At 54.9% G+C, this 25,475-nt stretch carries 22 protein-coding genes; 12 read left to right on the plus strand and 10 right to left on the minus strand.

Translation table 11 applies throughout. The features are described 5' to 3' along the window. Positions 1–19: 19 nt before the first annotated feature. The 6 genes from CLV58_RS04180 (at position 20) to nspC (ending at position 4,955) form a co-directional block, all read left to right on the plus strand. Positions 20–1,669 (plus strand): SusD/RagB family nutrient-binding outer membrane lipoprotein, encoded by a 1,650-nt coding sequence (locus tag CLV58_RS04180; protein WP_106136524.1) that lies wholly within the window; start codon positions 20–22, stop codon positions 1,667–1,669. Between the two features lie 35 nt (positions 1,670–1,704). Further along, positions 1,705–2,271 (plus strand): hypothetical protein, encoded by a 567-nt coding sequence (locus CLV58_RS04185; protein ID WP_106136525.1) that lies wholly within the window; start codon positions 1,705–1,707, stop codon positions 2,269–2,271. A 113-nt stretch (positions 2,272–2,384) separates the two neighbouring features. Next, the gene (locus tag CLV58_RS04190; RefSeq protein ID WP_106136526.1) at positions 2,385–2,822 is read left to right on the plus strand and encodes an energy transducer TonB; all 438 of its coding nucleotides are present in this window, start codon (positions 2,385–2,387) and stop codon (positions 2,820–2,822) included. A gap of 11 nt (positions 2,823–2,833) precedes the next feature. Further along, positions 2,834–3,274: an energy transducer TonB gene (locus CLV58_RS04195; RefSeq protein WP_106136527.1), complete on the plus strand. Its 441-nt coding sequence runs from the start codon at positions 2,834–2,836 to the stop codon at positions 3,272–3,274. Positions 3,275–3,284: 10 nt separating this feature from the next. Beyond that, positions 3,285–3,725, plus strand: a complete 441-nt coding sequence (locus tag CLV58_RS04200; protein WP_106136528.1) for an energy transducer TonB — start codon at positions 3,285–3,287, stop codon at positions 3,723–3,725. 36 nt (positions 3,726–3,761) lie between these two features. Continuing rightward, positions 3,762–4,955: a carboxynorspermidine decarboxylase gene (gene nspC, locus CLV58_RS04205; protein ID WP_106136529.1), complete on the plus strand. Its 1,194-nt coding sequence runs from the start codon at positions 3,762–3,764 to the stop codon at positions 4,953–4,955. Positions 4,956–5,014: 59 nt separating this feature from the next. Here nspC and CLV58_RS04210 read toward each other — a convergent pair whose 3' ends face one another. The 8 genes from CLV58_RS04210 to CLV58_RS04245 form a co-directional block, all read right to left on the minus strand. Further along, positions 5,015–6,502 (minus strand): reverse transcriptase family protein, encoded by a 1,488-nt coding sequence (locus CLV58_RS04210; protein WP_106136530.1) that lies wholly within the window; start codon positions 6,500–6,502, stop codon positions 5,015–5,017. A gap of 403 nt (positions 6,503–6,905) precedes the next feature. Then, positions 6,906–8,549, minus strand: coding sequence for an SWIM zinc finger family protein (locus CLV58_RS04215; protein ID WP_106136531.1), 1,644 nt, complete (start codon positions 8,547–8,549; stop codon positions 6,906–6,908). A gap of 13 nt (positions 8,550–8,562) precedes the next feature. Further along, positions 8,563–10,002: a WGR domain-containing protein gene (locus tag CLV58_RS04220; RefSeq protein WP_106136532.1), complete on the minus strand. Its 1,440-nt coding sequence runs from the start codon at positions 10,000–10,002 to the stop codon at positions 8,563–8,565. A gap of 29 nt (positions 10,003–10,031) precedes the next feature. Next, positions 10,032–13,217 carry a WGR domain-containing protein gene (locus CLV58_RS04225; RefSeq protein WP_106136533.1) on the minus strand — a complete coding sequence of 1,062 codons (3,186 nt, stop codon included), beginning with the start codon at positions 13,215–13,217 and terminating at the stop codon, positions 10,032–10,034. A gap of 394 nt (positions 13,218–13,611) precedes the next feature. Next, a complete protein-coding gene (locus tag CLV58_RS04230) occupies positions 13,612–14,310 on the minus strand; it encodes a hypothetical protein (RefSeq protein ID WP_106136534.1) in 699 nt (232 codons plus the stop codon). 75 nt (positions 14,311–14,385) lie between these two features. Continuing rightward, on the minus strand, positions 14,386–14,781 hold the full coding sequence (locus CLV58_RS04235) for a hypothetical protein (RefSeq protein WP_146141355.1): 396 nt from the start codon (positions 14,779–14,781) through the stop codon (positions 14,386–14,388). Between the two features lie 277 nt (positions 14,782–15,058). Next, the gene (locus CLV58_RS04240) at positions 15,059–16,039 is read right to left on the minus strand and encodes a UDP-glucuronic acid decarboxylase family protein (protein WP_106136536.1); all 981 of its coding nucleotides are present in this window, start codon (positions 16,037–16,039) and stop codon (positions 15,059–15,061) included. A gap of 99 nt (positions 16,040–16,138) precedes the next feature. Then, on the minus strand, positions 16,139–17,470 hold the full coding sequence (locus CLV58_RS04245; protein WP_106136537.1) for a UDP-glucose dehydrogenase family protein: 1,332 nt from the start codon (positions 17,468–17,470) through the stop codon (positions 16,139–16,141). 369 nt (positions 17,471–17,839) lie between these two features. Here CLV58_RS04245 and CLV58_RS04250 point away from each other — a divergent pair, with 369 nt between their 5' ends. After that, on the plus strand, positions 17,840–18,979 hold the full coding sequence (locus CLV58_RS04250; protein ID WP_106136538.1) for an acyl-CoA dehydrogenase family protein: 1,140 nt from the start codon (positions 17,840–17,842) through the stop codon (positions 18,977–18,979). A 228-nt stretch (positions 18,980–19,207) separates the two neighbouring features. On the opposite strand, the gene CLV58_RS04255 is transcribed toward CLV58_RS04250, so the two are convergent. Both CLV58_RS04255 and pgeF read right to left on the minus strand, forming a co-directional pair. After that, positions 19,208–19,450 (minus strand): GlsB/YeaQ/YmgE family stress response membrane protein, encoded by a 243-nt coding sequence (locus tag CLV58_RS04255; protein ID WP_106136539.1) that lies wholly within the window; start codon positions 19,448–19,450, stop codon positions 19,208–19,210. 59 nt (positions 19,451–19,509) lie between these two features. Next, a complete protein-coding gene (gene pgeF, locus CLV58_RS04260) occupies positions 19,510–20,292 on the minus strand; it encodes a peptidoglycan editing factor PgeF (protein ID WP_245882202.1) in 783 nt (260 codons plus the stop codon). A 173-nt stretch (positions 20,293–20,465) separates the two neighbouring features. Between pgeF and CLV58_RS04265 the strand changes: the two genes are divergently transcribed. From CLV58_RS04265 to CLV58_RS04285, 5 genes are all read left to right on the plus strand, one after another. Beyond that, on the plus strand, positions 20,466–20,861 hold the full coding sequence (locus CLV58_RS04265; RefSeq protein WP_106136541.1) for a T9SS type A sorting domain-containing protein: 396 nt from the start codon (positions 20,466–20,468) through the stop codon (positions 20,859–20,861). A 124-nt stretch (positions 20,862–20,985) separates the two neighbouring features. Then, positions 20,986–22,497 carry a S8 family serine peptidase gene (locus tag CLV58_RS04270; RefSeq protein WP_106136542.1) on the plus strand — a complete coding sequence of 504 codons (1,512 nt, stop codon included), beginning with the start codon at positions 20,986–20,988 and terminating at the stop codon, positions 22,495–22,497. A gap of 99 nt (positions 22,498–22,596) precedes the next feature. Further along, a complete protein-coding gene (locus tag CLV58_RS04275; protein ID WP_106136543.1) occupies positions 22,597–22,833 on the plus strand; it encodes a hypothetical protein in 237 nt (78 codons plus the stop codon). A gap of 99 nt (positions 22,834–22,932) precedes the next feature. Beyond that, positions 22,933–24,588 (plus strand): putative maltokinase, encoded by a 1,656-nt coding sequence (locus CLV58_RS04280; protein ID WP_106136544.1) that lies wholly within the window; start codon positions 22,933–22,935, stop codon positions 24,586–24,588. A gap of 41 nt (positions 24,589–24,629) precedes the next feature. Then, on the plus strand, positions 24,630–25,463 hold the full coding sequence (locus tag CLV58_RS04285; RefSeq protein ID WP_106136545.1) for an SDR family NAD(P)-dependent oxidoreductase: 834 nt from the start codon (positions 24,630–24,632) through the stop codon (positions 25,461–25,463). Positions 25,464–25,475: the final 12 nt, after the last annotated feature.

Raw genomic sequence — 25,475 nt, forward strand, 5'->3', positions numbered from 1 at the left:
CTAAAACAAGCCTTATCAAATGCTGAAACGATATATAGGAATTACGTTACTGGCGGCTAGCATGCTGGGGGCGGGTGCCTGCAAACTCGACTTGCTCGACAACCCCAACGCCGTAACGACCAGCAATACCGACATCAACTACCTGCTCAACTCCATCGAGTTGACGTACCGGGACCATTTCAACGGTATCGGTGACTCGGGCATGCGGCTGACCCGGATGCTCAACCAGGCATCGGCTATTTATGACAACGCCGTGTCGCCGGCGGGCTACAACGGTGTCTGGGAAACGGCCTATGCCGGCCTGCTGACCGATGTCAAGACGCTTATCCCGCTCGCTGAATCGCGGCAACTGTTCGTCCACGCCGGTATCGCCCGGACGCTGCGGGCGTCGACGATGGTGAACCTGGTCGATGCATTCGGCGACGTGCCGTACACGGAAGCGATTGACCCCACCAATTTCAACCCGAAAACGGACGCAGGGTCTTCGATTTACACGGCAGCACTGGCTGAACTCGACAAAGCCATCGAGAACTTTTCGGCTACCTCCAGCGCTGGCGCTACCGGTGACCTGATCTTCGGAGGGACGACGGATAGCTGGATTCGTACGGCCAACACGCTGAAGCTGAAAATCTATCTGAACCGACGGCTGATCGACAAGTCGGGTTCGACGGCGGCTATCAATACGCTGATCGCGGGCAACAAGCTGATTTCGACCAACGCGCAGAACTTCGTGTTCAAGTTCGGCACGAACCTGACCAACCCCGACACGCGGCATCCCCGCTACCGGGATCAGTACTCGCCATCGGGCGGTGGCGACTACCAGTCGAACTCGTACATGGGCACAATGTACTCCGCGAAAGGCTTTCCCGACCCACGTATGCGGTTCTATTTTTACCGGCAGACGGTGCGGAACCCGACGGACGTCAACGTACTACGGTGTATTACGAACAGTAAGCCATCGCACTATTCGGACGCCGACGTCTTCTGTCTGCCGACCAGCGTAGGGTACTGGGGGCGCGACCACCTGAGCAACGAGGGGATTCCACCAGATGGGCTGCTGCGTACAGCCTGGGGCGTTTATCCCGCTGGCGGCCTGTATGACAACAACGCCGGGGTACCGGTATCGCTGGGTGCCGGAGCCGGTGGCGCGGGTATTCACCCGATGATGATGCGCTCGTTTGTCGACTTTATGCTGGCCGAATCAGCCCTGACACTGGGCACGACCGGCTCAGCCCGCGACCTGCTGAAATCAGCTATCGAGAAGTCGATGGCCGACGTCCGTACAATGGTCCTCGGCACGACGGAAAGCAGCAAAATCGCAACCTACGAGTCGGCGAATGAAATCGTCTGGTCGAATGAGGTGACGAAGTATGTCAATGCCGTACTGGCCCGCTACGACGCAGCCACCACCGACGATGCACGGCTCAACGTGATCGGTACCGAGTACTGGCTGGCGCTCTACGGCAACGGTATCGAGTCGTATAACCTGTACCGCCGGACGGGTAAACCCGCCAATCAGCAGCCGGCCCTCGACCCCAGCCCCGGTGCGTTTGCCCGCTCGTTCTACTACCCGGCCTCGTACATCACCCGCAACGCCAACGCCAAGCAGAAAGCCAGCGTAACGGTACCCGTGTTCTGGGATAACAACCCGACCAGCCTGTTCCGATAGGTCACATTCCCGATTCAAACGATACGTATCTGTTCATGAAAAAGATCATATCCTTTTTGTTTGTCGGCCTTGCCATCGCAGCCTGTCAGACAGACATCGTCAGCCGCATTGACGATAAGACGCTGGAGAACGGCGGCTACATGCGGACGGTTACGCCATACCCGGCTGGCAATAGCACGTTCAGCGTCAGCAAAGCCAACCTGAGCGGTACCAAGCTGGAGCTGGTAACCGAGGCCGTCACGCCCGACGCCGGTGCTCAGTTTGCCGCCTACGATCTGTCGATTGCTTTTGTCGACGCGACGCCGAGCAACGGCACCAAGAGCGTTGCGGCCGTAGCCCTGAAATCGCTCACGCCGACCAACTTCACCAAAGACGCCACGACGGGCTACCCCCGTGCGACGTTAACGATCACGGGTACCGAAGCCCTGAGCGCGGTGAAGCTGGCCGATACCGACATCACAGCAAGCGATTATTTCACCGTTACGGGGGTGATGCGGCTCACGAACGGCAAAACGTATTCGGCAACCAATACGGGTGCTAACATAACGGGGGGTGCTTTCTACAGCTCACCTTTCACGTACCGCATCAACGTAGCCAACTAACCGACTACGACGGTGCATCGACAGTCCGGTGGGCGCATAGCCTGCCGGACTTTTTGTGTTTATAGCTGTGCATTCGTGTCTGTTCGTGCATCTGTATTAAAACAGTTTACACCATGACATACATCCGATTTGTCCCCCTGCTGCTCTGCCTGCTGTTCTGTTTCAACAAACCCCTGTCTGCCCAGTCTGCCGTTGCACAGGATCTGCTGCTGCGTGAGCCCAAACAAACGGGTGAAATCTATACCGTCGTTGACAAACAGCCATCATTTCCGGGAGGACCGAGCGCATTACAGGACTACATCAGGCGAAATCAGATCTACCCCGAAGCGGCAAAAAAAGCAAACATCTCAGGGCGGGTCTTTGTCGCCTTTATTGTCAACACCGATGGTAGCATACAGAACGTAGACCTGCTTAAAGGCATCGGCATGGGCTGCGATGAAGAAGCTATTCGCCTGGTCAAACGTATGCCCAAATGGATACCTGGTAAACTGGACAGCAAGATTGTTCGGGTAAAGTATAATCTGCCCATCCTCTTCGACATGGCCAACTAAGCAACAGCACTATGCGAATCCGGCGAAACCTTCTCCTGTACGGTCTATTTATCTCATTTGTGTCCTGCTCGACCACATCGCTACAGCCTGATACAACACCAGTACAGCAAGAAGACATTCCAGATCCCGCTTACTTCATATGTGCCATGGTCGAAACGCAACCCGAATTTCCGGGCGGACATGAAGCATGGCTAGCCTATGTTAAGCGTTACCAACACTACCCGGCCGAAGCGGCTCGGGCTGGCATTTCCGGACGCGTATTTGTCTCGTTTACTGTCGCTGAAACGGGGCAGATTCAGGACGTGCAGGTATTGAAAGGACTTGGCTACGGTTGCGATGAGGAAGCGGCTCGGCTTGTCCGGGAGACGCCCCGCTGGAAACCCGGCACCCATAGCGGCCGAGCGGAGAGGGTGAAATTTAACATACCCGTCTTTTTCGGGCGGGGTGACTAAGCAAAGCAACATGCGAACTTGGCGAAATCTCTTCCTGTACGGTCTATTTATCTCATTTACGTCCTGCTCGGCCCCTTCGCTGCAGCCTGAACCGGCCCCAACCCAACAGGTAGAGCTTGCCCCAAATCCAAACGATATGTTTGTCACGGTCGAACGGCAACCCGAGTTTCCGGCAGGATACAACGCACTGAAAGCTTACATCAAGCGCCGGCAACGCTACCCGGCCGAAGCAGCTCGGACCGGGATTTCCGGGCGTGTGTTTGTCTCGTTTGTTATCACGGAGACAGGGCAGATTCAGGATGTGCAGGTATTGAAAGGACTCGGCTACGGTTGTGACGAGGAAGCCATTCGGCTTGTCCGGGAGATGCCCCGCTGGAAACCCGGCACCCAAAGCAACCGGATCGTGCAGGTAAAGTATAACCTACCGTTCACCTTCGGGCCGGGGAATTAACTTGGCAGGCCCTTGCGCCCTGCCTACCTTTGCGGTATGAATTCGCCCCTGCTACAGTACCTCGACAATCCAACCGGTACGAGTATTCCCTCCCCCTGTTTCGTACTCGAAGAAGCCAAACTCCGCCGGAATCTTCAGCTCATCGACTCGGTGCAGCAATCGGCCGGCATCACCATCATTCTGGCCCTGAAAGGCTTTTCGATGTACAGCGCCTTCCCGCTCGTACGCGAGTACCTGAGTGGTGCCACGGCCTCGTCGCTCAACGAAATCAGGCTGGTCAACGACTACATGCACGTACCGGCTCATACCTACATCCCGGCCTACCGCGACGACGAGTTCGACGAGGTACTGACACGCAGCAGTCACCTGACCTTTAACTCTTGGAGTCAGTGGGATCGGTTCAATGAGCGGGTGGCGGCTTACAACGCCCAACAGCAGGCCGACGGTAAGCCGACCGTTTCCTGCGGCATCCGCGTCAATCCGCAGTATTCGGAAGTAGCCACGGAGATGTACAACCCCTGCGTACCCGGCTCCCGGCTTGGTGCCACGCGCAATCAACTGCCCGATCAGCTACCCGACGGTCTGGAAGGCATTCATTTTCACACGCTTTGCGAAAACGATTCGTTTACGCTCGAACGAACGCTGACGGCGCTTGAAGAACGCTTCGATAAGCTGCTGCATCAGGCCAAATGGGTCAACTTCGGCGGTGGTCACCTGATGACCCGCGAAGGCTACGATACCGAACACCTCATCGGGCTGCTCAAGGCGTTCCGTACCAAATACAACGTCGACATCATTCTCGAACCCGGCTCGGCCATCGCCTGGCAAACGGGTGTCCTCGTCTCGACGGTTCTGGATGTTGTTGACAGTCAGGGCATCGACGTTGCTATCCTCGACACCTCGTTTGCGGCACACATGCCCGACACGCTCGAAATGCCGTACAAGCCACGCATCCTGAATGCGTACCACGAACCGGTAGCCGGTAAGCCAACGTACCGGCTCGGCGGCATGACCTGCCTGGCCGGCGACTTCATGGGCGACTATTCGTTCGACGCACCTCTGGCTATCGGCGACAAACTCGTATTCGACGATATGATTCACTACACCATGGTGAAAACAACCACGTTCAACGGCGTTAACCTGCCCAGCATTGGCGTCTGGAAAGAAGACAACAGCTTCTCACTAGTACGCTCATACGGCTACGAAAGCTTCAAAGACCGGTTGAGCTAGTCGCAACCTAATTAATAAAGAAAAGCGCCCTGTCAGTAAGTCTGACAGGGCGCTCGTTCTTACAGCACATCCCACCAATCCGTCGATAAATTCGTATCCTTCGGAGGCTGATTGATTTGACCATTAGTTGACGGTTCCTGCCTAGGCAGTTCACCTGCCGACTCGACAGCGGGCAGCATCAGTCTTTTGACCGTCTCTACGAGCCGCTTTCCCTGTTCTGGCTTCACCATAGCGACAAAATTGGCGTAACCCAATACGGTATTCTGAATCTGGCCTTTACCCCACGTTTTGCCTTGCCATCCCGACTGTTCAATCTGATGCAGCAAGGCCCGAAACTTCCGAAGCGTAGTCCGGTCGATGCCTAGCTGGTCATTCACAACCAGACCCGTCACACGTTGCTGACTTCCCTTGCGCATCACCTGCAGTTTGTCCGGGTGCAGCACAAAACCCTCCCCGTCGATCACTTGCCTGATCGACCAGAGCAGTTGCCCCACGCGCCCGGCCGCTTCGTCCGATGCAGAAAAGGTTAAATCATCAGCGTAGCGCGTGTATATATAGCCGAATTTATTCGCAACACCCCGTAACCGATGGTCAAGGCGGTAGGCGATCATATTGGTCAGGGCAGGGCTGGTCGGTGCCCCCTGTGGCAATACACGACTTCCCTTGGCAACGTAGTACGTTTTGCCATCAAGCTCGATCATGTCGCTGTCAGGTTCCGTACAAAGCAGCGCCAGGATGGTCGCTATAGTTTCGGCATACCCAATCATCACGAACAACCCTTTGACCCGCCGGTAGCTGATACTGGGAAAAAAGTTTTTTAAGTCCAGGTTCACCACCACGTCCTTGCCTGTGTGTGGCTGCGCATTGGTTACGATGGATCGATCGATCGTAAAGCCGTGCGCGTGTTCTGTGGGCTGAATTTTTCGAAGAATGTGCTCCAGAATCCAGTACTGGACCGTCTTCAGATACGGCATCGGTGCCGAAATCAAACGTTTACCACCCGATTTTTTGAGCAGGTAGAACCGCTTGTAGTGCGACACCGTCGACACCGGACGATCATACGCCAGAAAGCGCAACCGGCTAAGCGTTACACCGACTGCCTGAGCCAGCGCCAGCGGGCTGTCGAAATCCGGAAGGCCAAACCGGCGCAGTTGGTCGTTGTTGGCCGTTCCTGATTGTAAACCACCGGAGACGTTTTCGCCCAGGTAAACAATCGTCTGCTCCTGCTGCCGTTTCCACTGCGCGGCCCGTTCCTGGCGTTTTTGCTCGTTGCGTTGCTTCGTTTCCTGCTGCTTCCGTTTGGATTCGGCCATACGGGTTTTCCGCATCTCGGCCAGCATGGCTTTCCGATTTTCGTACCGGCGCTGCTTCTCCAGTAATTCGTTCAGCTCTCGTTGAAGCTGGCCCTGCCGTTCGATGAGTTGCTCCGGCAGACCGGGCATATCGGTCGTCGGCTCCCAGAAACCAAGCCGTTTCATCTCGGCTAGCACAAACGAATCTTTTGAACCCAGCCCACGGATTCGGTCATAAATTTCCTGACGAGTCATGTTACAGGGGTATTCCTGAGTTGACTGGTGCAGGCAAACAGCGATACAGATGGGAGAAAACAAAAACAGTCAGACACGGCCTTCGAACAATCTCAGGATTACGTCAATCCACTCCCGGGGGGCCGTACTAGGGGCACCTTTTAGTCCGCAGGAGTCGTACCGAAAAGGTGCCCCTAGTACGAAGCCCCCCACAGTAACGATTGCACGTAATGATGCGTGTGAAGTCAGTTGGCACGAACGACGAAACATCGTTCTTTTCCCGAAGGAAACGCAAGGTCTTTTGCGTGCCTGACCGTTTTGCTACTTGATTCCACAAATTTATACCGAACTGGTTACTCTGCAAAGAGTCAATACACTATTTGTTTTTAGTTACGTACACAGAATTTATCGCTACCCAAACCGCCTACGTCAGTTGGTTTCGATAGGCGATCCGTAGCGCCAGCATATGCTCACAAGGCCCTTTGTGAAGCTTGTTCTGCTGATAAAAACCACAATCACAGCTGCCTTTTACCTGTCGTTCGTCGGCATCGATTACCAGGCTGGGGTTATATGTCCGGCTTTCGGTTTTGACGGCACCCATCAGGCGGACCCCTTCTGATTCGGCGGTCGCTGTGACCTGAACCGCCTTGTCGTCGAACAACTGGTGCGCAGTGGCTTCACGCGGGTTGTCAAACCGCAGCTGCGCCATCGGTAGTGGGGCCTGCGTCAGTTCCCGAACCCGGTAAACCCCCTGCTGTAAATCGAAAATGGCCCGCCCCGCCTGTGTATAGGCTCCGAGTGCGCCCAGTACGACTTTCGTGTCCAACCCCATTCGTTTAGCCAGCGCTTCGGGCTTTTCGTACCAATTTTGCTTGAGCGTCTCGAATATCAGTTGGGCCGTAGCTGGCGGCACGTCGGCACGCGGGGCCATCAGGTCAAAATTACCCAGCCGCGACCAATCGTTGGCCGACCAGCCTGAAAGGCCAAGCGTAAAGCTCATATCACCCAGATCGGCTACATAAAATGAGGGCAAACCCGACCCCAGCAGGTGAACCGTGAACCGGCGACTCACCGGAATCAATCGCTCCAGAATAAGCAATCGGCGACGGCCCCAAATCCGAATTTCCCTGGCCGCAGTCCCCTCGTAAACAGACCGGCTACAGACCAGTTCTTTGCCCCAGGGGTCAAACACCAGTTTGATCGGTTTGCCGGGCGTGAGTTGGAATCGGATGGACCTTGGCCCTGTTTTTTCCTTGAACCGACGCAGCAGCGAGCAAATACCGTACACATCCATCGGATGCAATTCGAGCGTCGTTGCCGGCAGCGTCATAGCCGAACTTACCTGTAGGAATCCACGCACCCAGCTATCGGGCAGATCGATTTTTACTTCTTTATACGCGTCTTCATCAGTTGTCTGCACGTCGAAGCCACTGGGATCGATCTTGAAATCGGTTTCTTTATAGTCGCGAATTTTCTGAAACTCGTTGTAAAGCGCTGACGAGTAATCAATATTGGTGGTACCGCAGGCGTATTCGCTGATATGCTTGAATACATTGTAGTTGGCCGACAGTTTTCCGTATGACGATTCATCCTGCGAGAAACATTCGAAAAACACCTCGTCGGGATGTACAGTGATAACGGGGTCCAGCACAAACCAGGCATCCCGATCGCGTTCGTAGAGGTATTTGTAGTAGCGTTGCCGTGCCTCGTAAAACGGTTTCATAACCCGATCCTGATCGCGGTACAACGACGCCAGTTCTGTCTTAACCTTAGCAATTCGTTCTTTCCCGTCATCGATCTGCTGATCGGCCATAAATTCCGAGAGCCAGATCGCTTCCTGCTGTGCGGCCCATTCCTTATAGGCGGTCTTGTCGCGCGGAACGAAGCGCATATCCGATACGACGACATCGTGCAAGGCCGAAATAGCTTCCCGAAATGCCAGTTTCCGATGCAGTTTCCCAACAAAAAATGTAGGACTCCGATTAACGTCGGGGGCGAACGACATACCCAACGAGTTGGCGTTACTGACTACGGATGTGCTGCCACCGAATTTATAGTTGAAGCGCATGGTTTGTCTAAAATCAGTTGGGCGTATATTTCAGAATATTACCGAATACACGGTAGAAGCCACCCTGCGCGGCTTCCTTCAATTCGTCAACAACATAGGTTGTGTTTTCCTGGCGAAGGTTCCTAGGGAACTGAACGTGCCAGTCGGCATGAAAGCCTTCCGAGATTGGCCTTACCCGTAGTTTTCCGCCCTCCTTCACACAGCGTACCCGTATACCGCTTGTGTCGGCGGTTGTTTCCAGAACAGCGGTATCGGTCGACGTGATAGCCGCCGACAGCTCAGTAGCGGCAATTTTAACATCCTTCACCGCCGGTGTAATTCCGTTTTGGGCGTCGGTAATCGCTTCCTGTCGGGCATCGATACAAGCTAGTAAGCCATCTGTAGTTACGATATAGAGTCGTTCATTAAAATACTGCATCGACAGGGCCGATCCACAGCCCGTAGCTAACTTCCAGAGTCGGTTTCCAGCCGCATCGAAACAGTAAATAGCGGAATAGTTGTCGCCGGCAAATACAAAATCGCCATTGGGCGACGTGGCGCACGAATACACGACGGCGTCGGTTCGGTAATTTCGCAGGTGCTCACCCGTCTTCGTAAACGCCTGCACCAGATTTCTGACGGTAGCCGCGTAAAGTTTGTCGCTTTCAGCCCAGCCAAAGAGAACTGACCCTTCCGTAGCTACTTTCCACTCGAATTGCCCGTCAGGCCCATTGTAACAAACGATTCCGGCCGAATCACCACAGAAAATCTTACCCCGATCATCACAACGAATCATCCAGGCGGATTTACCATCCTGCTGTTTATTCCACTGTTCCTCGTCCTCGTAGTTGATGATCGTTGCTTTACCGGTTGCATCCGATACACCCAACAAACCATCGTTGATGTCGAGCCAGTATATTTCAATGTTGTCATTGATTTCGTACGACAGACGCGGCCGTTTACCGGTCAAATCGTAGACGTTCCCATCGTCGCAGCCGACGTAGATCCACTCATTATCAGCGACAATGCATTTAACTCCGTCGGGCAGCCGGTAGTGTAAGCCAACATCACCATCGTGATTCAGTCGAAATACGTCGCCCCGTTGGTTACCGGCCCAGCAGTTTTGCTCGTTTACATAGATACCAAAAGCGGCAGAGCCCGTATTGAACCGCCAGAGGATGGGCAGGCTTTGCTTTACGGCAGCCGGCTTACTCTCTACGGCACGCCTGGTAACACCCCGTTTTTGACGCTGCCCCTGAACAGCCAGTGCATAGCCTTTCTTTTGTTTTTCCTTGATTTTCTTTTCGGCAAATTTTGTCGCTTCGGCGGCATCACCGAATGAGTTTGTCTGGCTTTGTCCATGATCGCCAATCCGTCCGAAGCGAATGGTCACGGCCGTTTCTTCAACCGTGACTTCATAAAATTTATGCGCAGCTCCCTGATCTTCCGAGAGTTCCAAATAATTTTTCAACATGGTAAAAGGTGAGATAGGTCAAAAAAAGCTTACCGAATTTCCAGTTGATGCTGTCGAATCGGCAAGGGTAACTCGTTGAATTGTTGCTGCAAATCCCGCATAATCTGGATGCAGCTGGCTTTGTCGCCAATGGCAGCTGTAGCCGACACGTCGGTCAGTATCCGGGCAACAAAGCGGGCATTATCTTCCGATTTAAGCCCCTCCTGCCGGAGAAAGGCGAAGACGCGGGTTTTGGCCGTTCGGCTCTGTTGGACGCGCAGCAACACCGACCGAAAGTAGAAAGCAAGCGCTTTAAGACGATCGGGCTGGTCAGTCGCATATCGCTCCAGGTAGTTGGTCGTGAATACCTGAACGGCGGCCGCTGGGTGCTGACTTAATTTGAGCAGGAATTCCGGCCCGTCGGCATCCGTGAAGAAGTGGGTAATCAGTTCACGCCCAAACGCCTGAACATCGGGTCGTACCGAATCCGCAATACCGATCAGCGTTTCTGGTGTCCAGTCGGTTTCGGTAAACGCATGGCGGAAAAAGGCCATAGCGGCCTGTCGGGTATCTTCCCAGGTAGCATCCAGCAGTCGGATCGCTTCATCGCGCTCGTAGCGGATACGCGCCACATTCTGCCGGAAGTAGTTCCAGCACCACTGCCTGATGGCCAGCAGTTCGTGGTTACCCAGGGCGATGATTTGCCGAATGGTAAGATCGTGCGGGTTCTGGTAGCGGTCCAGCATAAACAGGCCCAGTTCCTGCGCTGGCCGAAAATGAGCATAGACCAACCGCAGCGTTGTCGCCCGATCGAGTTTAGCGACCGAAGTCACCAGCGGACCACGCAATACCATGGCCAGTTCGTCGTGTATGCCCTCGGCCACTTCTTTTCGAATCAGCGCATGCACCAACAGCTCGGTCAGTTCATCAGCGTACGTCGCGTCGGTTGTCAGACCTGACACCATACCCGCATACAGCTGTTGCCCGGCCAGGCGTACGTCGGCATAGGCACTAGTAAGTAGTGCCCCCAGGACCGACGCAGAAGGTTGACTGTTTTTCAAAATCAGCAGCCTGACCGCAAACGCCTGAATGGATGCTACGGGCAGTTGCAGTAATTCAGCCACGACCTGCTGACTGAGCAACGGAAGCGCATCGGCGGTGTACCGAAGTAGGCTTTGCGTCGCATCGCCGATGAGCGCATTGGTTTCAGCCGTATTGTCGGTCAGGGTGTGCAGCCTGGCCACTGCCCGTCCAATCAGCACTTGTTGCTGCGTAGCCGTCAACGTTACGTTGGCGAGCAGGCGATTCATCCAGCGTCTCAATTCGTCATGGGGGGAAAAAAGCATCGCCACGACAAAGCCAGAATCATCGACAAAGGGTTGGCTGTTCTGTTCGATCCATTCCTGCCCCAGTTTGCGTACATCAGCAAAGGGGCTATTCAACAAAAGAAGCACCAACGAACGATCCGCTCCGTGTGGCAGCCGTTTACGCAGTAGCTCGACGCCCCACCGCGCCGGAATTTCGAACGTCGAAGTCAGCAGTTGCCGCAGTAACTGATCGTCTATTTTTTCATCAATTGCTGGGTAAGCCGCGTGTTGACACAGGTTCTGATAAGCAAACGCATGGACTTCGTCGACTCGTGCCCGTAGTAGCAGTTGGACATACGCCTGCGGCATCTGATCCCAGAGTTCCGGGAAATACTCGTCACGAACCGAAGGGGCTGGCGTGTCTGCGTGTTCAGGAGTCGTGTCTGTCGCCTGTTTACCTAGTAACTGTGAAAAACGGCTAAGCAGACTGGCGAATAAGCCCCCTTCCATCGGTTTGACAGCCTGTTGCGCATCTAACTGAACCTGAGTGTCGTATGGAACCAATTCACGGTAATGCCACAACCCCATGTAGTCGATTTCCAGCTTATCATTTCCGCCGTACAAAATCCAGTTCAGCAGGTAAGCGTTGTTGTAGGCCGGGTACTGACGAGTATACAGTATACTTCGCTGCTGTGCCTGATCCCACTTGTACGTAATCTCGCTGTGTGGTGGTCGGTAGTCGGTGGCTTTGTCGTACGACAGCAGTATAGCCGTTGCCAGTCGTACGTAGTCGACGCTTTTCTGTTTGCCAAACTGGATCAACGTCCGGAACAGCCGTTTCCGCAGATAACTGCGGGTTCGGTTAGAATACGCCAGCCGGCTCTCCGGCTTACGGAGCTCCGCCCTTATGCGAACGCGCTGCCCCAAAGCCGCGATATAGATCGATGGGTCGTTGCTATCCTCGTCGTAGTGATAATAGGCCGGCTTGCGGAAGAAAGACGTGGTGCGCTCGAAACGATAGGCCAGTAAACCCTGAACCTCGAAGTCGTCGCGCAACTCCGCCATTTTTAGTATGTGCCGAACATGCCGGAACCAGCCCGGCTTCAGCGGAATAGTTCGCAGCACGTTCAGCAACGGCGCCCGGATAATCGGCTTATTCAACGTCAACGTGTACAAGTCTTCCAGCATGGAATAGTCCGGTTGACTTTGGTTCTGCACGCTATCCGCCAGTAACGTGGTCAGCGTCGCAACATCGGGCTCGGCAAGAGCCTGCTGAACCGACGGCGGTAACCGACTTTCAATGCGTTGCGTGTGCGCCCATAATTCGTCGTCTTTCAATACGTGCAGCAACGCTTCGCCCGCCACGCGCCGGATTTTATCGGCATACTTCTGGTTTGAGAAATAGACCTGGAGCGTTCGGGCAGCCTGTGGATCAGCGCAACGCCCCAATGACCAGAGGGCGGCATAACGCTGCATTTCGTCGCCCCGGTCGACCAGCCGAATCAGGAAGGGAACGGATTCAATGAGCCGAAGCTGTCCCGCCCGCCAAATCACCCGCGACGGTTTCCAGGCCGTTCGGAACGCCGTTTGCCCACTGGCGAGTGCACTCAGTCGTTTCAGAATAGCCGCTTCACAGGTTTGTGGTTTCGAGTCATCGACTATGCCTGTCGGCATTGGCCGGAACACCTCATCTTCAGACTGATAGCCCTTTTTCCGCTTTTCGACTTCCAGGCTATTGAAGTAGTTTTCAGCAGCCAGCAGCGCTACAGGCTTGGGGGTTTTAGTCCCTTCTTTCAGCGTAGCCCCTCGTCGGCCGAAGCGAAAATTAACGACATATTGTTCAGAACCAACGTCACATAGATCGACCTCATACACCTTATCGGAATTACCTTCCTTGAAGTAGAGTTTAATTTGCTTGATCAATTTCATACACGATAAATCGTTGTGGGCAACGTAGCACTTCGTAACGAATGCAGGGGTCTATAGTCTAATTTTACCGTTCGGACGAGTTCGTCATGACAAGCATAGACAGACAAACTCAGCCCACAGGAAAGCCCGAACAGCTGCAACAATTTACAATATATATAGCTTTATTCATAAGATACGCATCGCAATAATTCTTAGTCAAAAGTGGCGTTGCAAGCCAGTGAAGGCCCCTTATGACTAGCGATTAACTCAGGCTGAGCTCCGTGGCATAAGTCAATTGCCAGCTTTTCCTACTTTTTCCAGGTACACCGCTCTCCCAGTCAGTGTGTCCTACTTATAAACAGAAACGCCCTGTCAGTGAGTCTGACAGGGCGCTCGTTGTTACGTGGATGCCTGACTAGTACTGTGAACGGCCTTCCGACTGCGACGATTCGGAGTCGGCGGTACCACCCGAAACGCCCATGCCACTGACGTACGATGCATTACTACGCGACGGCTTTTCAGCTGAATTATCGTTCTGTGGACTGTAGGCGCTGTCGTCTTCGGCTTCGCCCGCCCGGATGCCGCCGTCACTGCCGGTCGTGTCGTCCATATAATCGACGTCACTATCGTCGTCACGCGTACCACCCTGACGCTGGGTCAGATCATCCTCGTCGTCGCTCAAGGCCGACGCACCGCTTCCGCTGCGCGACGACTCCCCACCTACCGTACTGGCAATAGGCGCTTCACCCCCGGTAGGAGCCGGATGACCCGTCCCACCGATCTGCTGACTCAGGCCGTGAAGCGACCCCGCCAGCGTCGTCAGCGTCGATTTATCGTCCGCGTCGACCGAACCGGCCAGCTTTTCCGTCTGCTGCGACAGGTTCTGAAGCAGATGCTGTACCTGCGTCGTGTCGGGATTTCCGTTTGCCAGTTCTGATCGGAGGTCGTTCAGGCCGGCCAGCACGTCGTTTCCGGTCGACGGGTCCGTTTTCAGGAAACTGGTCCAGCTGTCGATCAGTGAAATACCGTCCGTCATCGATACGCTGTTGGCATCGCCCCCGAAGGCTTTGTTCGTCAGGGCAATTAAATTCTCGGCATGTTGGTCAAGTGCCATGATTTCTAAGGGTTATACTTGTTGAGCAGGGCAAACAGCCTGCTGGTGTATAGTTTCTACTACGGCAATTCGCGATTACTGCGCGGGTTCGCTGGATTCGTCGGTTTGCTCGATCTGTTGGCCAGCTTGTGGCTCAGCCAGCTTGTCAGCGAAGGTTTTCAATACAGTCGATACGTTGCGTAGCTCGGCGATGTATTCGCTCGCGGCTGCGTTGTTGGCCAGGTCGATGGTCATTCCCGACAAGCCATGCATCAGACCGTCGATTTCATGAAGATCGTTTTTGTAGATGGCGTCGCGCAGTTTTTCAAGCGGCTCGGCGACCCACTGCGTACTGACATTGGACCGAACCAGGAAGATCCATTCCTGCACCAGATCGGCTCCCTCGTCGAGCGTTGTGGCGGATAAGTCACCCCCTAAAACAGACAGGGTGCGCTCGACCATACTGTCTATTTTTTCTTTTTCCTGAGACATAACGTTGCTGAGTTTGTGTTGAGACAGAACCGGCAACGGGGGCAAATGTTCGGCAGGCAGCACTGTTTTCGCCCAACGGGTAGCATTCGGCGAACGACCGTTTTGCGGGCTCATGTCGGTCGGAAACGCCGTATGCTGACGGAGCGAAAATCGCTGTAAAACAAAAAACCTGCATGCCAGCAAGCGCGCAGGTTTTTAAAGACAGCTAAAGTATTACTGCTCAACGCAGTAAGGCGACAAATATACGGCTTCGCTGACTACCGCGAAGCCGTTCGCTTTATTTTTTCTCGAACTCCCGGTGATAGGCTGCGCGGTACAGTTCTTCTTCGGGCAGGCTTTTGAAATAATCGTACGTGATCCGTAGTCCTTCAGCACGAGATACTTTCGGCTCCCAGTCGAGAATGGCTTTAGCCTTCGTGATGTCGGGTTGGCGCTGCTTCGGATCGTCTTTCGGCAGGTCTTTCAACACCAGTTTCTGGCTTGTACCCGTCAGTTTGATGATCTCTTCGCCAAATTCCTTGATCGTGATCTCCGACGGGTTACCGATATTGACCGGATACGCGTAATCACTCAGCAGCAGGCGGTAGATCCCCTCGACCAGATCATCGACGTAGCAGAACGAACGCGTCTGACTACCGTCGCCGAACACCGTCAGGTCTTCCCCGCGCAATGCCTGACCGATGAAGGCGGGCAATACCCGACCGTCGTTCAGACGCATACGCGGCCCGTAGGTGTTGAAAATCCGAACGATCCGTGTTTCCAGCCCGTGGTAGGTATGGTACGCCATCGTCATGGCTTCCTGGAATCGCTTGGCTTCGTCGTACACGCCACGCGGGCCAACCGGGTTCACGTTACCCCAGTACTCTTCGGGTTGTGGGTGAACGGTTGGGTCACCGTAGATTTCCGAGGTCGACGCGATCAGTACGCGGGCTTTCTTTACCCGGGCCAGACCCAGGCAATTGTGAATACCCAGCGAGCCCACTTTCAGGGTCTGAATCGGGATTTTCAGGTAGTCGATCGGGCTGGCCGGCGACGCAAAGTGCAGGATATAATCCAGCTCACCCGGTACGTGGATGAACTTCGATACGTCGTGGTGATAGAACTCAAAGTTTGGCAGCTTGAACAGGTGCTCGATGTTGCGGATGTCGCCTGTGATCAGGTTGTCCATCGCAATTACGTGATACCCTTCCTTGATAAACCGGTCACACAGGTGCGACCCCAGAAAACCGGCTCCACCGGTAATAAGTACTCGTTTCATTTGTTCGGTTTAAGTAGTTTACGGTATTCGGTTCACAGTATCCGGTTCACAGCAGCAGCGCCAACCGTGAACCGGATACTGTAAACCGTAAACCGATAATTAGGCTTTCTGCTCGACGGGGGTCGTAACCGCTTCGCGACCGACACTGTAGTAGGTGTAGTTCATCTCGCGCATCTGATCGAGTTCGTATACGTTACGACCGTCGAAGATCACCCGGTTTTTCATCAGCAGGTTCATCTTGTCGAAGTCGGGCGTACGGAACAGCGGCCACTCGGTCACGATCATCAGGGCGTCGGCGTCGTCCAGGGCAGCGTACTGCGTGTGCGCGTACACGATGCTGTTACCCATGATATTACGCACGTTTTCCATCGCTTCCGGATCGTACACGGTAACTTTCGCACCGGCTTCCAGCAGGGCCCGAATGTTATCGAGGGCGGGCGCTTCGCGGATATCGTCGGTATATGGTTTGAAGGCCAGTCCCCACACGGCAATGGTTTTGCCCGTCAGGTCACTACCGAAGTGGTTCATCACGTACGGCAACATCTTCACCTTCTGCTTGTCGTTGACTTCCATCACCGACTTCAGCACTTTGAAATCGTAGTCGAAATCCTTCGCCGTTTTAGCCAGCGCCTGCACGTCTTTGGGGAAGCAGCTACCGCCATAACCGATACCGGCAAACAGGAACCGCTTGCCGATACGGCTGTCGGTACCGATACCACGACGAATATCGTCGACGTTGGCACCAGCCCGCTCGCAGAGGTTAGCGATTTCGTTCATGAACGTAATCTTCGTTGCCAGGAACGCGTTGGCGGCATACTTGGTCATTTCAGCCGACCGCTCGTCCATGAAGATGACGGGGTTACCCTGCCGCACGAGCGGAGCGTACAGACGGTTCATCACGGTCTTGGCCCGCTCTGATTTCGTACCGATAACCACGCGATCCGGCTTCATGAAATCTTCGACGGCTACCCCTTCACGCAGGAACTCGGGGTTCGATACCACGTCGAAATCAACCTTGGCGTTGTCGGCGATGTGCGCGTGTACTTTCTCGGCCGTACCGACCGGTACCGTGCTCTTGTCGACGATTACCGCGTACTGACTCAGGATCGGGCCGAGGTCCGACGCTACTTTCAGAATGTATTTCAGGTCGGCAGAGCCATCTTCACCCGGCGGGGTGGGGAGCGCCAGGAAGATCACTTCCGCGCCTTTGATGCCTTCTTCCAGATCGGTCGTGAACGTCAGCCGGCCCTGTTCAACATTACGGTTGAAGAGGATGTCCAGGCCGGGTTCATAAATGGGGATAATACCGTTGTTAAGTTTCTCAACTTTCCGTACGTCGATATCGACGCAGGTAACCTGATTGCCGGTTTCGGCAAAACAGGTCCCCGTCACAAGTCCTACGTACCCGGTTCCTACGACTGCCAGTTTCATATAAGTTTGTTAAAAGTAATGTCTTGGTTAGGGCTACATTGGCCAGTCGCCCAACTGACTGGTATGCGCAAAAATAGGAGTTTTTCAATAAGTGCTCTCGGTTGGCCGCTTATAGTGACTAAGTGGTTCAGGTGATCATCGAGTCTGTTGCCGGTTCCGCCCCCTCAAATTTGCTCGTCAGCACGTAAAAAGGAGGTTGTGGATGTAGCTAAAAACCGAATTATCAATCGCTAAACTGCTTACCAGCAAGAAAATATTCCTTTTCTGACATAACTACAGCATAGCGCAATTCTGGGTCCAAAATAGTTTGCGACCTCCGTATTTTTTTGCATATTAGGGTATTATCACTTCATCAATACCAATTCGTACATGGTTAGCGAAATTGCAGAAAACCAAGAATTAATAGCCCAATCCGTGCGTGATTTGAGCGAGCGACTGATCCGCCCAAACGTTCGGCAATGGGACGAAAGTCAGTATTTCCCGGCCGATCTGTTTCGGCAACTGGGTGAACAGGGTCTCATGGGTATGCTGGTTCCCGAAGCCTATGGCGGGGCAGGGCTTGGCTACCGCGAATACGTAACGGCGATCGTCGAACTGTCGCGGGTCGACGGAGCTGTTGGCCTGTCGATGGCGGCCCACAATTCCCTGTGTACCAACCATATTCTCCTGTTTGGCAACGAAGCGCAGAAAGAGCACTACCTGCCCCGGCTGGCAACGGGCGAATGGCTCGGTGCCTGGGGACTGACGGAACCAAATACGGGCTCCGACGCGGGCAACATGCGTACGACTGCCGTACGCGACGGCGACGACTGGGTGCTGAACGGGGCCAAAAACTTCATTACGCACGGACGCAGCGGTCAGGTTGCCGTAGTCGTTGCCCGCACCGGCGAACCCAACACCCCGCACAACGCGACGGCCTTTATCATCGAACGGAATACGCCCGGCTTCGCGGGGGGTAAGAAAGAAGACAAATTGGGCATGCGGGCGTCCGAAACCGCAGAGCTGATTTTTACCGACTGCCGGATTCCGGACAGCCAGCGGCTGGGTGCGGTCGGCGATGGATTTGTGCAGTCGCTGAAAGTTCTCGACGGCGGCCGTATTTCGATTGCGGCCCTCAGCCTGGGCATTGCCTGGGGCGCGTACGACGCAGCTTTAGCCTACGCGCAGGAACGGCAACAGTTCGGGCAGCCCATTGCCAGTTTTCAGGGCATCAGTTTCAAGCTGGCCGATATGGCAACGGACGTAGAAGCGGCTAGACTGCTGACCTATCAGGCTGCGGACCTGAAAGACGAAGGCAAGACGGTGACCAAGCAGTCGGCGATGGCCAAGCTGTTTGCGTCGGAAGCGGCCGTACGAGTTGCCAACGAAGCGGTACAGATTTTTGGTGGTTACGGTTATATCAAAGATTTTCCGGTCGAGAAGTTTTACCGCGACGCCAAGCTCTGCACGATTGGCGAAGGCACGAGCGAGATTCAGAAACTCGTTATCTCGCGGCAAATCTTGAAATAGAAAAAAGAGGTAAGAAGAAAGAGAAAAGATAGAGTTCTGGCTTTTTGACTTACCTAACACATATGCTCACCACAGTGAGCCGACCGACAGACCTAAAAGGTTTTAAAAACCTTTTAGGTCTAAAAAAAGACGTTGGCAGAGCGATACTGTGTCCCAACTCGGGCTATACAGTGTCGCTCTGCCAACGTCTTTTTTCTTTCTTCTTACAATCTATTGTCTCCCTAAATTCTATACCGCTCTTTGCCGACCTTTGATCAGCGCTGCGATACCCAGTACAATTACGGCACCGACGAACGAGGTTAAAATGCTATCCAGAACTCCTTCGGACTTCCCGAAGAGCATACCGCCCACAAAACCGCCGACGATACCGAGCAGAATTTGTACGATCAGTGAAAACGAAAATCGCTTGAAAACAAGGTCAGCCAGCCACCCGGCTACCGCCCCGACGAGAATAGATACCAGAATGCCCATTGTAGTAAGTGTGTTTAGTGTTATTAATTAGTCCTATAACACTACTCACCCGGCATTGTTTAAGCAGCCTTTAATCCGATAACGGCCAGCATCCGGCCTGTTTGCCCGTGTTCGGCCCGGTACGAGAAGTAATCCTGATTGTGTAGCACGGTCGAAAAGGGTGAGACCTCAATCTGCGACGCGGGCACACCCATTGCCAGACATAATTCGGCATTCGCCCGTTTCAGATCGGCGCAGGTACGGCCCGTTTGCGGGTCAGTCTGCAGCAGCGACAGGGCGAACTGTTTGGCAACGTCCGGTCCGATTTCGAACGCATTTTCGTCGATACACGTACCGATATAAACAAGGCAATCGGCCGGGCGGGTGCCGAACTGCTGCTGCATGTTCGCCAGGGTACTCTGTACGATCCGCCCAACCGTACCGCGCCAGCCGGCATGGACAGCCGCTACCGCCCGCTGTACCTTGTCGTAAATCAGAACGGGTACACAGTCGGCGACGGTGACGCCCACCAGCAAACCGGGCTGATTGGTCATCAGCGCATCGTACCCGTCGTACCGCCCCGCTTCGGTTGCGTGCAGTACGGCCGTCCCATGTACCTGATACGACGAGGCAAAGTCCAGGCCGTCGGCACCGATAGCCGAGAAAAAGCGGAGTCGGTTTTCGTCGACATTAGCCCGTGTGTCGTCGGTATTGATACCCAGATTCAGCGATGCAAACGGTGCCGGACTAACGCCCCCATGCCGCGTACTTTCGGCAGCAATCAGCCCGTCGACAGACGCCAGTAGTGCCGGGGTTCGGTAAAGCGGCAGCCGTTGCACTTCAGCCGGTGTGTAGCTCATCATAGTCCGAAGATACGGCGTTCAGCCCAGTTTATTGGCAGAAAAACCACTCATCCCGATTATAAACCGTTCCGGTAGTTTGCAATGCATAGTACCCATCGTAACCTATATCTTTGTTTCACCAATCAGGAAGTAAAGCACACAAAACATAGTCAACCCCAAAAACACACAACACCATGAAAACGCTCGTAAACACCCTGCTCATTGCCCTGACCCTTGTTTCATCGGCTGCTACGCTCAGCACTGCCAAGCCCATCGTTCGCCCGGTCAAACAGGCGGCTGCCTATGAAGTCGGCATCTACACGGCCATCGATGGCAACCTTCGTCTGGCCCTCGACAAACAAAAAGGCGGCCGCGTAACGATCTGCATCAAAAATGCACAAGGACGGAAACTACTGACGGAATACGCCGGCAAAGGTGAAACCAAATCTCGCTATAACTTCAATGTCAACGAGTTGCCCGACGGTGTCTACACGGTCGAAATCTCGAACGGCGTGCAGACGACAACCCACGAACTCACGATAAATACGCCGAAAGCAGAAACGCCATCCCGGCAGATCGCGCTGAACTAATCCGCTACCCACCATCACTAAAGAAATCCGCCGGAAATAGGCGGATTTCTTTGTTTATACCCCCATCCGTGCAGCCATACCCGCCGAAATGGCGTTATTACAGAGACTGTAGACAATCGCTCCCATGGCTAAACTCCCACCCCGCAACTACATCATTCTACCCCGTACGGGTCTTCGGTTTTCCGACACTACCCCCGCCACCAACGAAACGCTCAGCAGCCTGAACGTCGACACGCGCCTGAGCGATATCCTGCCGGTCGATCTGACCAATCAGGCCGTGGTGCTGGATGCTACCAGTGCGCAGGGCGCTAAGCTGGTACAACTGTCCGAATCGGAAGTACCGCTGCTGCGGGCGCAGTTACCGGGTGTGCTGATCGTACCGGAAGTCTTCTATTACCCCCAGCTCTTTCGGGAAACCATTCGCACAGTCGTCCGCCCGTTGCAGGGGCAGGCCAAGGTGGCCCTGAAAATTCAGCTGGTCGAAGCGAAAAGTACGAAGCCGGTCGTTGGCGCTACGGTTGTCGCGTTCACGAATTTTGCCGATCGGACGGGTGAACAGGCAACGTCAGACGCCAAAGGGGTTGTCTCCTTCAAGAACATTACCAACCAGACCATCGATCAACTGTACGTTTATCCGAAAGTTGGGTACTGGAGTTACTGGAAGCAGAAAGTGACGCTCAAGACCGGCGACAAACTCCCCATCCAACCGGTTAAACTCGACTACCAGGACGCGAAGTCGTTTTTCTACCCCGCCCCGGCCGACGGCGAGCCGAACGGTACCGGCCTGACGGTGGGCGTTATCGATACCGGTGCCGGACCGCATCCCGACCTGACCATCGCTGGTGGGGCCTGCACCGTGACGGGCGACGATCCAAAGGACTTTGCCGACGTCGACGAACACGGGTCGCACGTATCGGGGATTATTGCTGCCCAGGGTACCCCGCCGACGGGTGTACGTGGGGTTGCCCCCGGTGCGACGCTACGGGCCTATCGCGTCTTTGGCCGTAACAGTCAGGGGGCGTCTAACTTCGCCATTATCAAAGCGATTGAGCAGGCGGTCGCCGATGGCTGCGATATTCTGAATATGAGCCTGGGTGGTGGCCCGGTGGATACGGCGACGCAGGAAGCGATCACCTTTGCTTACCAGAATGGCACGATCTGTTTTGTCGCGACGGGCAACGACGGGCGGCAACCGGTTAGTTTTCCGGCGTCTTTTTCCCTGTCACTAGCCGTCAGTGCGATGGGGCGCAAAGGTACGTTTCCGGCGAACACAACCGATGCACCCAATGTCGCGGCTCCCTACGGCACTGACAAAAAGAATTTCATTGCCGCTTTCTCGAACGTTGGCCCAAACGTCGATTTCACGGCACCGGGCGTTGGGATTGTCTCGACCGTACCGGGCGGCTACTCCCCCCTGAGCGGCACGTCGATGGCCTGCCCGGCGGCAGCGGGTATGGCGGCCCGGCTCCTGTCGGGCCATACGGATCTGCTGGCCATGCCCCGGACAGCCGCCCGTGCCGACGCCATGATTCAGCGGCTGGCGCAGTATGTCCGGCCAATGGGTTTTGGTCCGACCTTCGAGGGCACCGGTATGCCCCTCCTGCCCGACGGAACAACCAAACCCACTCTTTCGTAGCAGAACGGATTACTTGAAGTCCCCGACAGCTTCCAGCCGCTTCGGCGGACCGATGTCGGGGACTTCAAGTCCGTTCATTACTACCTACTCCCCTTTCCTATGGCACGCTACCTCTTTGCTTTCAACGGGCCGCTGCCCTTACCGGCCGACGATCTGCGGCTGATTCAGCAACAAACTCAATTACTCGACACCAGCCGCCGGACCGTATTGGTCGACGCTGATACCGAACAGCATATACAAAGCCTGGCACAGCAACTTCCCGACTGGACAGTCAGCCCGGAAATCGTTGTACCGATTCCAGGCACTCGCCCAACCGTTCGTAGCACTCCAGATTAATTCTTTTTAGCATACAACCAAGATTTATTTGCCCCTAACCCAGTACAGCTAGCACGATAAGTGAGATATTGCCGTGTCTGACTGGCTTTCCTTTACTTCATGACAACTCATCCACCGTTTATCTCCCCTATTGCCTGGTCTGACGCGGTTCGGCAGCCAGCTTTCTGGGCCGAACTTTGTCAGTCGTTACTACCGTCTTATATCAATACCTGCCGCTGGTTTGCCGGTAAAGCCAGGCAGCAGACGGGCCTGCACATACGAACGGCCATGCCGTTATCAATCGACGCCGAGTCCGGTAAGCTCGCGTACCTGACCATTCTGTCGGTGAGCTATGCCGAAGGAGCCCCGGAAAATTATTTATTGCCGCTTTCGTTCGTCTCCGACCGGGCCACCCAGGGACGTCCTTTCAGCGTAGCCGACGTACCGGACAAAGGCCGTATCGGCGACGTGCAACTGGCCGGTCAGGCGGGGTTGCTGATCGACGCAATCTATGACGACCGATTTCGCCGTGCGCTGTTCGAAGCTATTTATGCCAGTCAGGTAATTCCCATGCCGGAAGGACAGCTCCGGTTTCAGCGGGGCCGGGGGCTGGAAGACGGCGACGCGAACCTGCCGTCGCGCGTACTCCCCGTCGATTCGAGCAACTCGGCCATGACGTTCGGCGACAAGTATTTCGTGAAACTGTACCGCAAGCTGTTTCGCGAAACCAACCCCGAAGTCGACATGGTGGCGTTCCTGACGGATGTGAGTTATTTCCCGAACATACCCGCTTTCGGCGGTAGCTTCGTCTGGCAGCGCGACGGGATCGCCGATGTGACACTGGGCATGGTGCAGCGCATGGTACCCAACGACAAAGACTCGTGGGGGCAAACCGGCGACTACCTCAACGATTTTCTGTATGCCGTACCCCAGCGGTTGTTTACCATTCGGGAAGACGTCTTCGAAAAAGTAGAATTGCTGGGTCGGCGGACGGGCGAAATGCATAATGCGCTCTACAAAACGGGGGCAGATACCGATTTTGCGCCCGAACCGTTCACCGATAACTACCGCACCTTCATCATCAACCGGTTCGAGTCGTTACTCGCCCAACGATACGCGCTGCTGATCGACAAGTATACCGAACTCGATCCGCTGGCGCAACGGCTGGCCTGGGTGTTTATGGAAGCCCGCGAGATGATCGACGCCTTCATCAATGACTTCCGCACCCGGCCGCTTGGCTCGCTGCGCACGCGCATTCACGGAGACTACCACCTGGGGCAGGTACTGGCCACGGAGAACGACTTTGTCATTATCGATTTCGAAGGGGAGCCCGAAAGCAGCATCGCCGACCGCAAAATCAAGCATTCGCCCCTGAAAGACGTAGCCGGCATGATTCGTTCATATCATTACGCGGTCTGCGCCAAGCTGTTCAACTCGGCAGAAACCGAAGACCTTGATCCGGCGTATCTGCAACGCGTGTCGGACCGGTGGTTCTACCTCATCCGGGACACGTATCTGGACGCTTATTTCGATACGTTCGGTAGTCCGCATCCACTCTTTAAAAACAACAATGAGATCAATTTTCTGCTGTTGATTTATCTGTTGGAAAAAGCGGTGTACGAACTGGGCTACGAAATCAGTTACCGGCCATCGTGGGTCAAGATTCCGCTGAAAGGCATCATCGACGTAGTCACGGAGATCGAGAAGATCCGCATCAGCGACGGCACGTCCCAACCGACCGACATCCCCATGCTACAGAAGGGGCTGCTGCGCTAACAGACGGCATTCAGTTTCCGGTATACCCTCAACCAAAACCCATGTCCTCACTACGTACACATAGCATCCTTATCACCGGAGCCGGTTCGGGTATCGGGCGGCAGCTGACGATTCAGGCGGCCGCTACCGGTGCGCCGGTCATCGCGACCGACATCAACCTCGACGGACTGGCGGAAACGGCACGGCTGGCCGGCGGTACCGTAACGACTCACCAACTCGACGTATCGGATGCCGCAGCCATCCGGCAGTTCGCCACCGACACGATACCCACGCTGAACGGACGGCCGCTGCTGCTGGTCAACAATGCGGGGGTTGCGCTGGCCAGTGGCCCGTTTTCGACGACCGAACTGGACGATTTCGAGTGGTTGCTCAACATCAACCTATGGGGAGTCATTCGCATGACGAAAGCCTTTTTACCGTACATGATCGAGCAGAACGCCGGTCACATCGTCAACCTGTCGAGCGTGTTTGGGCTGGCGGGCGTGATGAACCAGTCGGCCTACTGCACGGCCAAGTTCGGCGTCCGGGGTTTCAGCGACGTACTGCGCATGGAACTGCTCGACACACCGATTCAGGTTACCTGCGTACATCCCGGTGGTATCAAAACCAACATTGCGGCCAGCGCCCGGCAGGGTATCAACACGCCGGTGACCGACGATATGAAGCGACGCATCGTCAGCAGCTTCGAAAGAGCCGCCCGCACCACGCCCGACGAAGCCGCCCGGCAGATCTGGCGGGGCGTCGAACAGAACAAAGCGCGCGTATTGATCGGGGCCGACGCCCGACAAATCGAATGGGTGACGCGGCTGCTGCCTACGCGTTATGTGAACATTATTCGCAGTAAGATTGACCGCACCTTCACTACGGAAGGCTGAGATTTTTCTAAC

Origin of the sequence: Spirosoma oryzae, assembly GCF_003002825.1 — a bacterium.
In the GTDB taxonomy this organism is placed as follows: Bacteria; Bacteroidota; Bacteroidia; order Cytophagales; family Spirosomataceae; genus Spirosoma; species Spirosoma oryzae.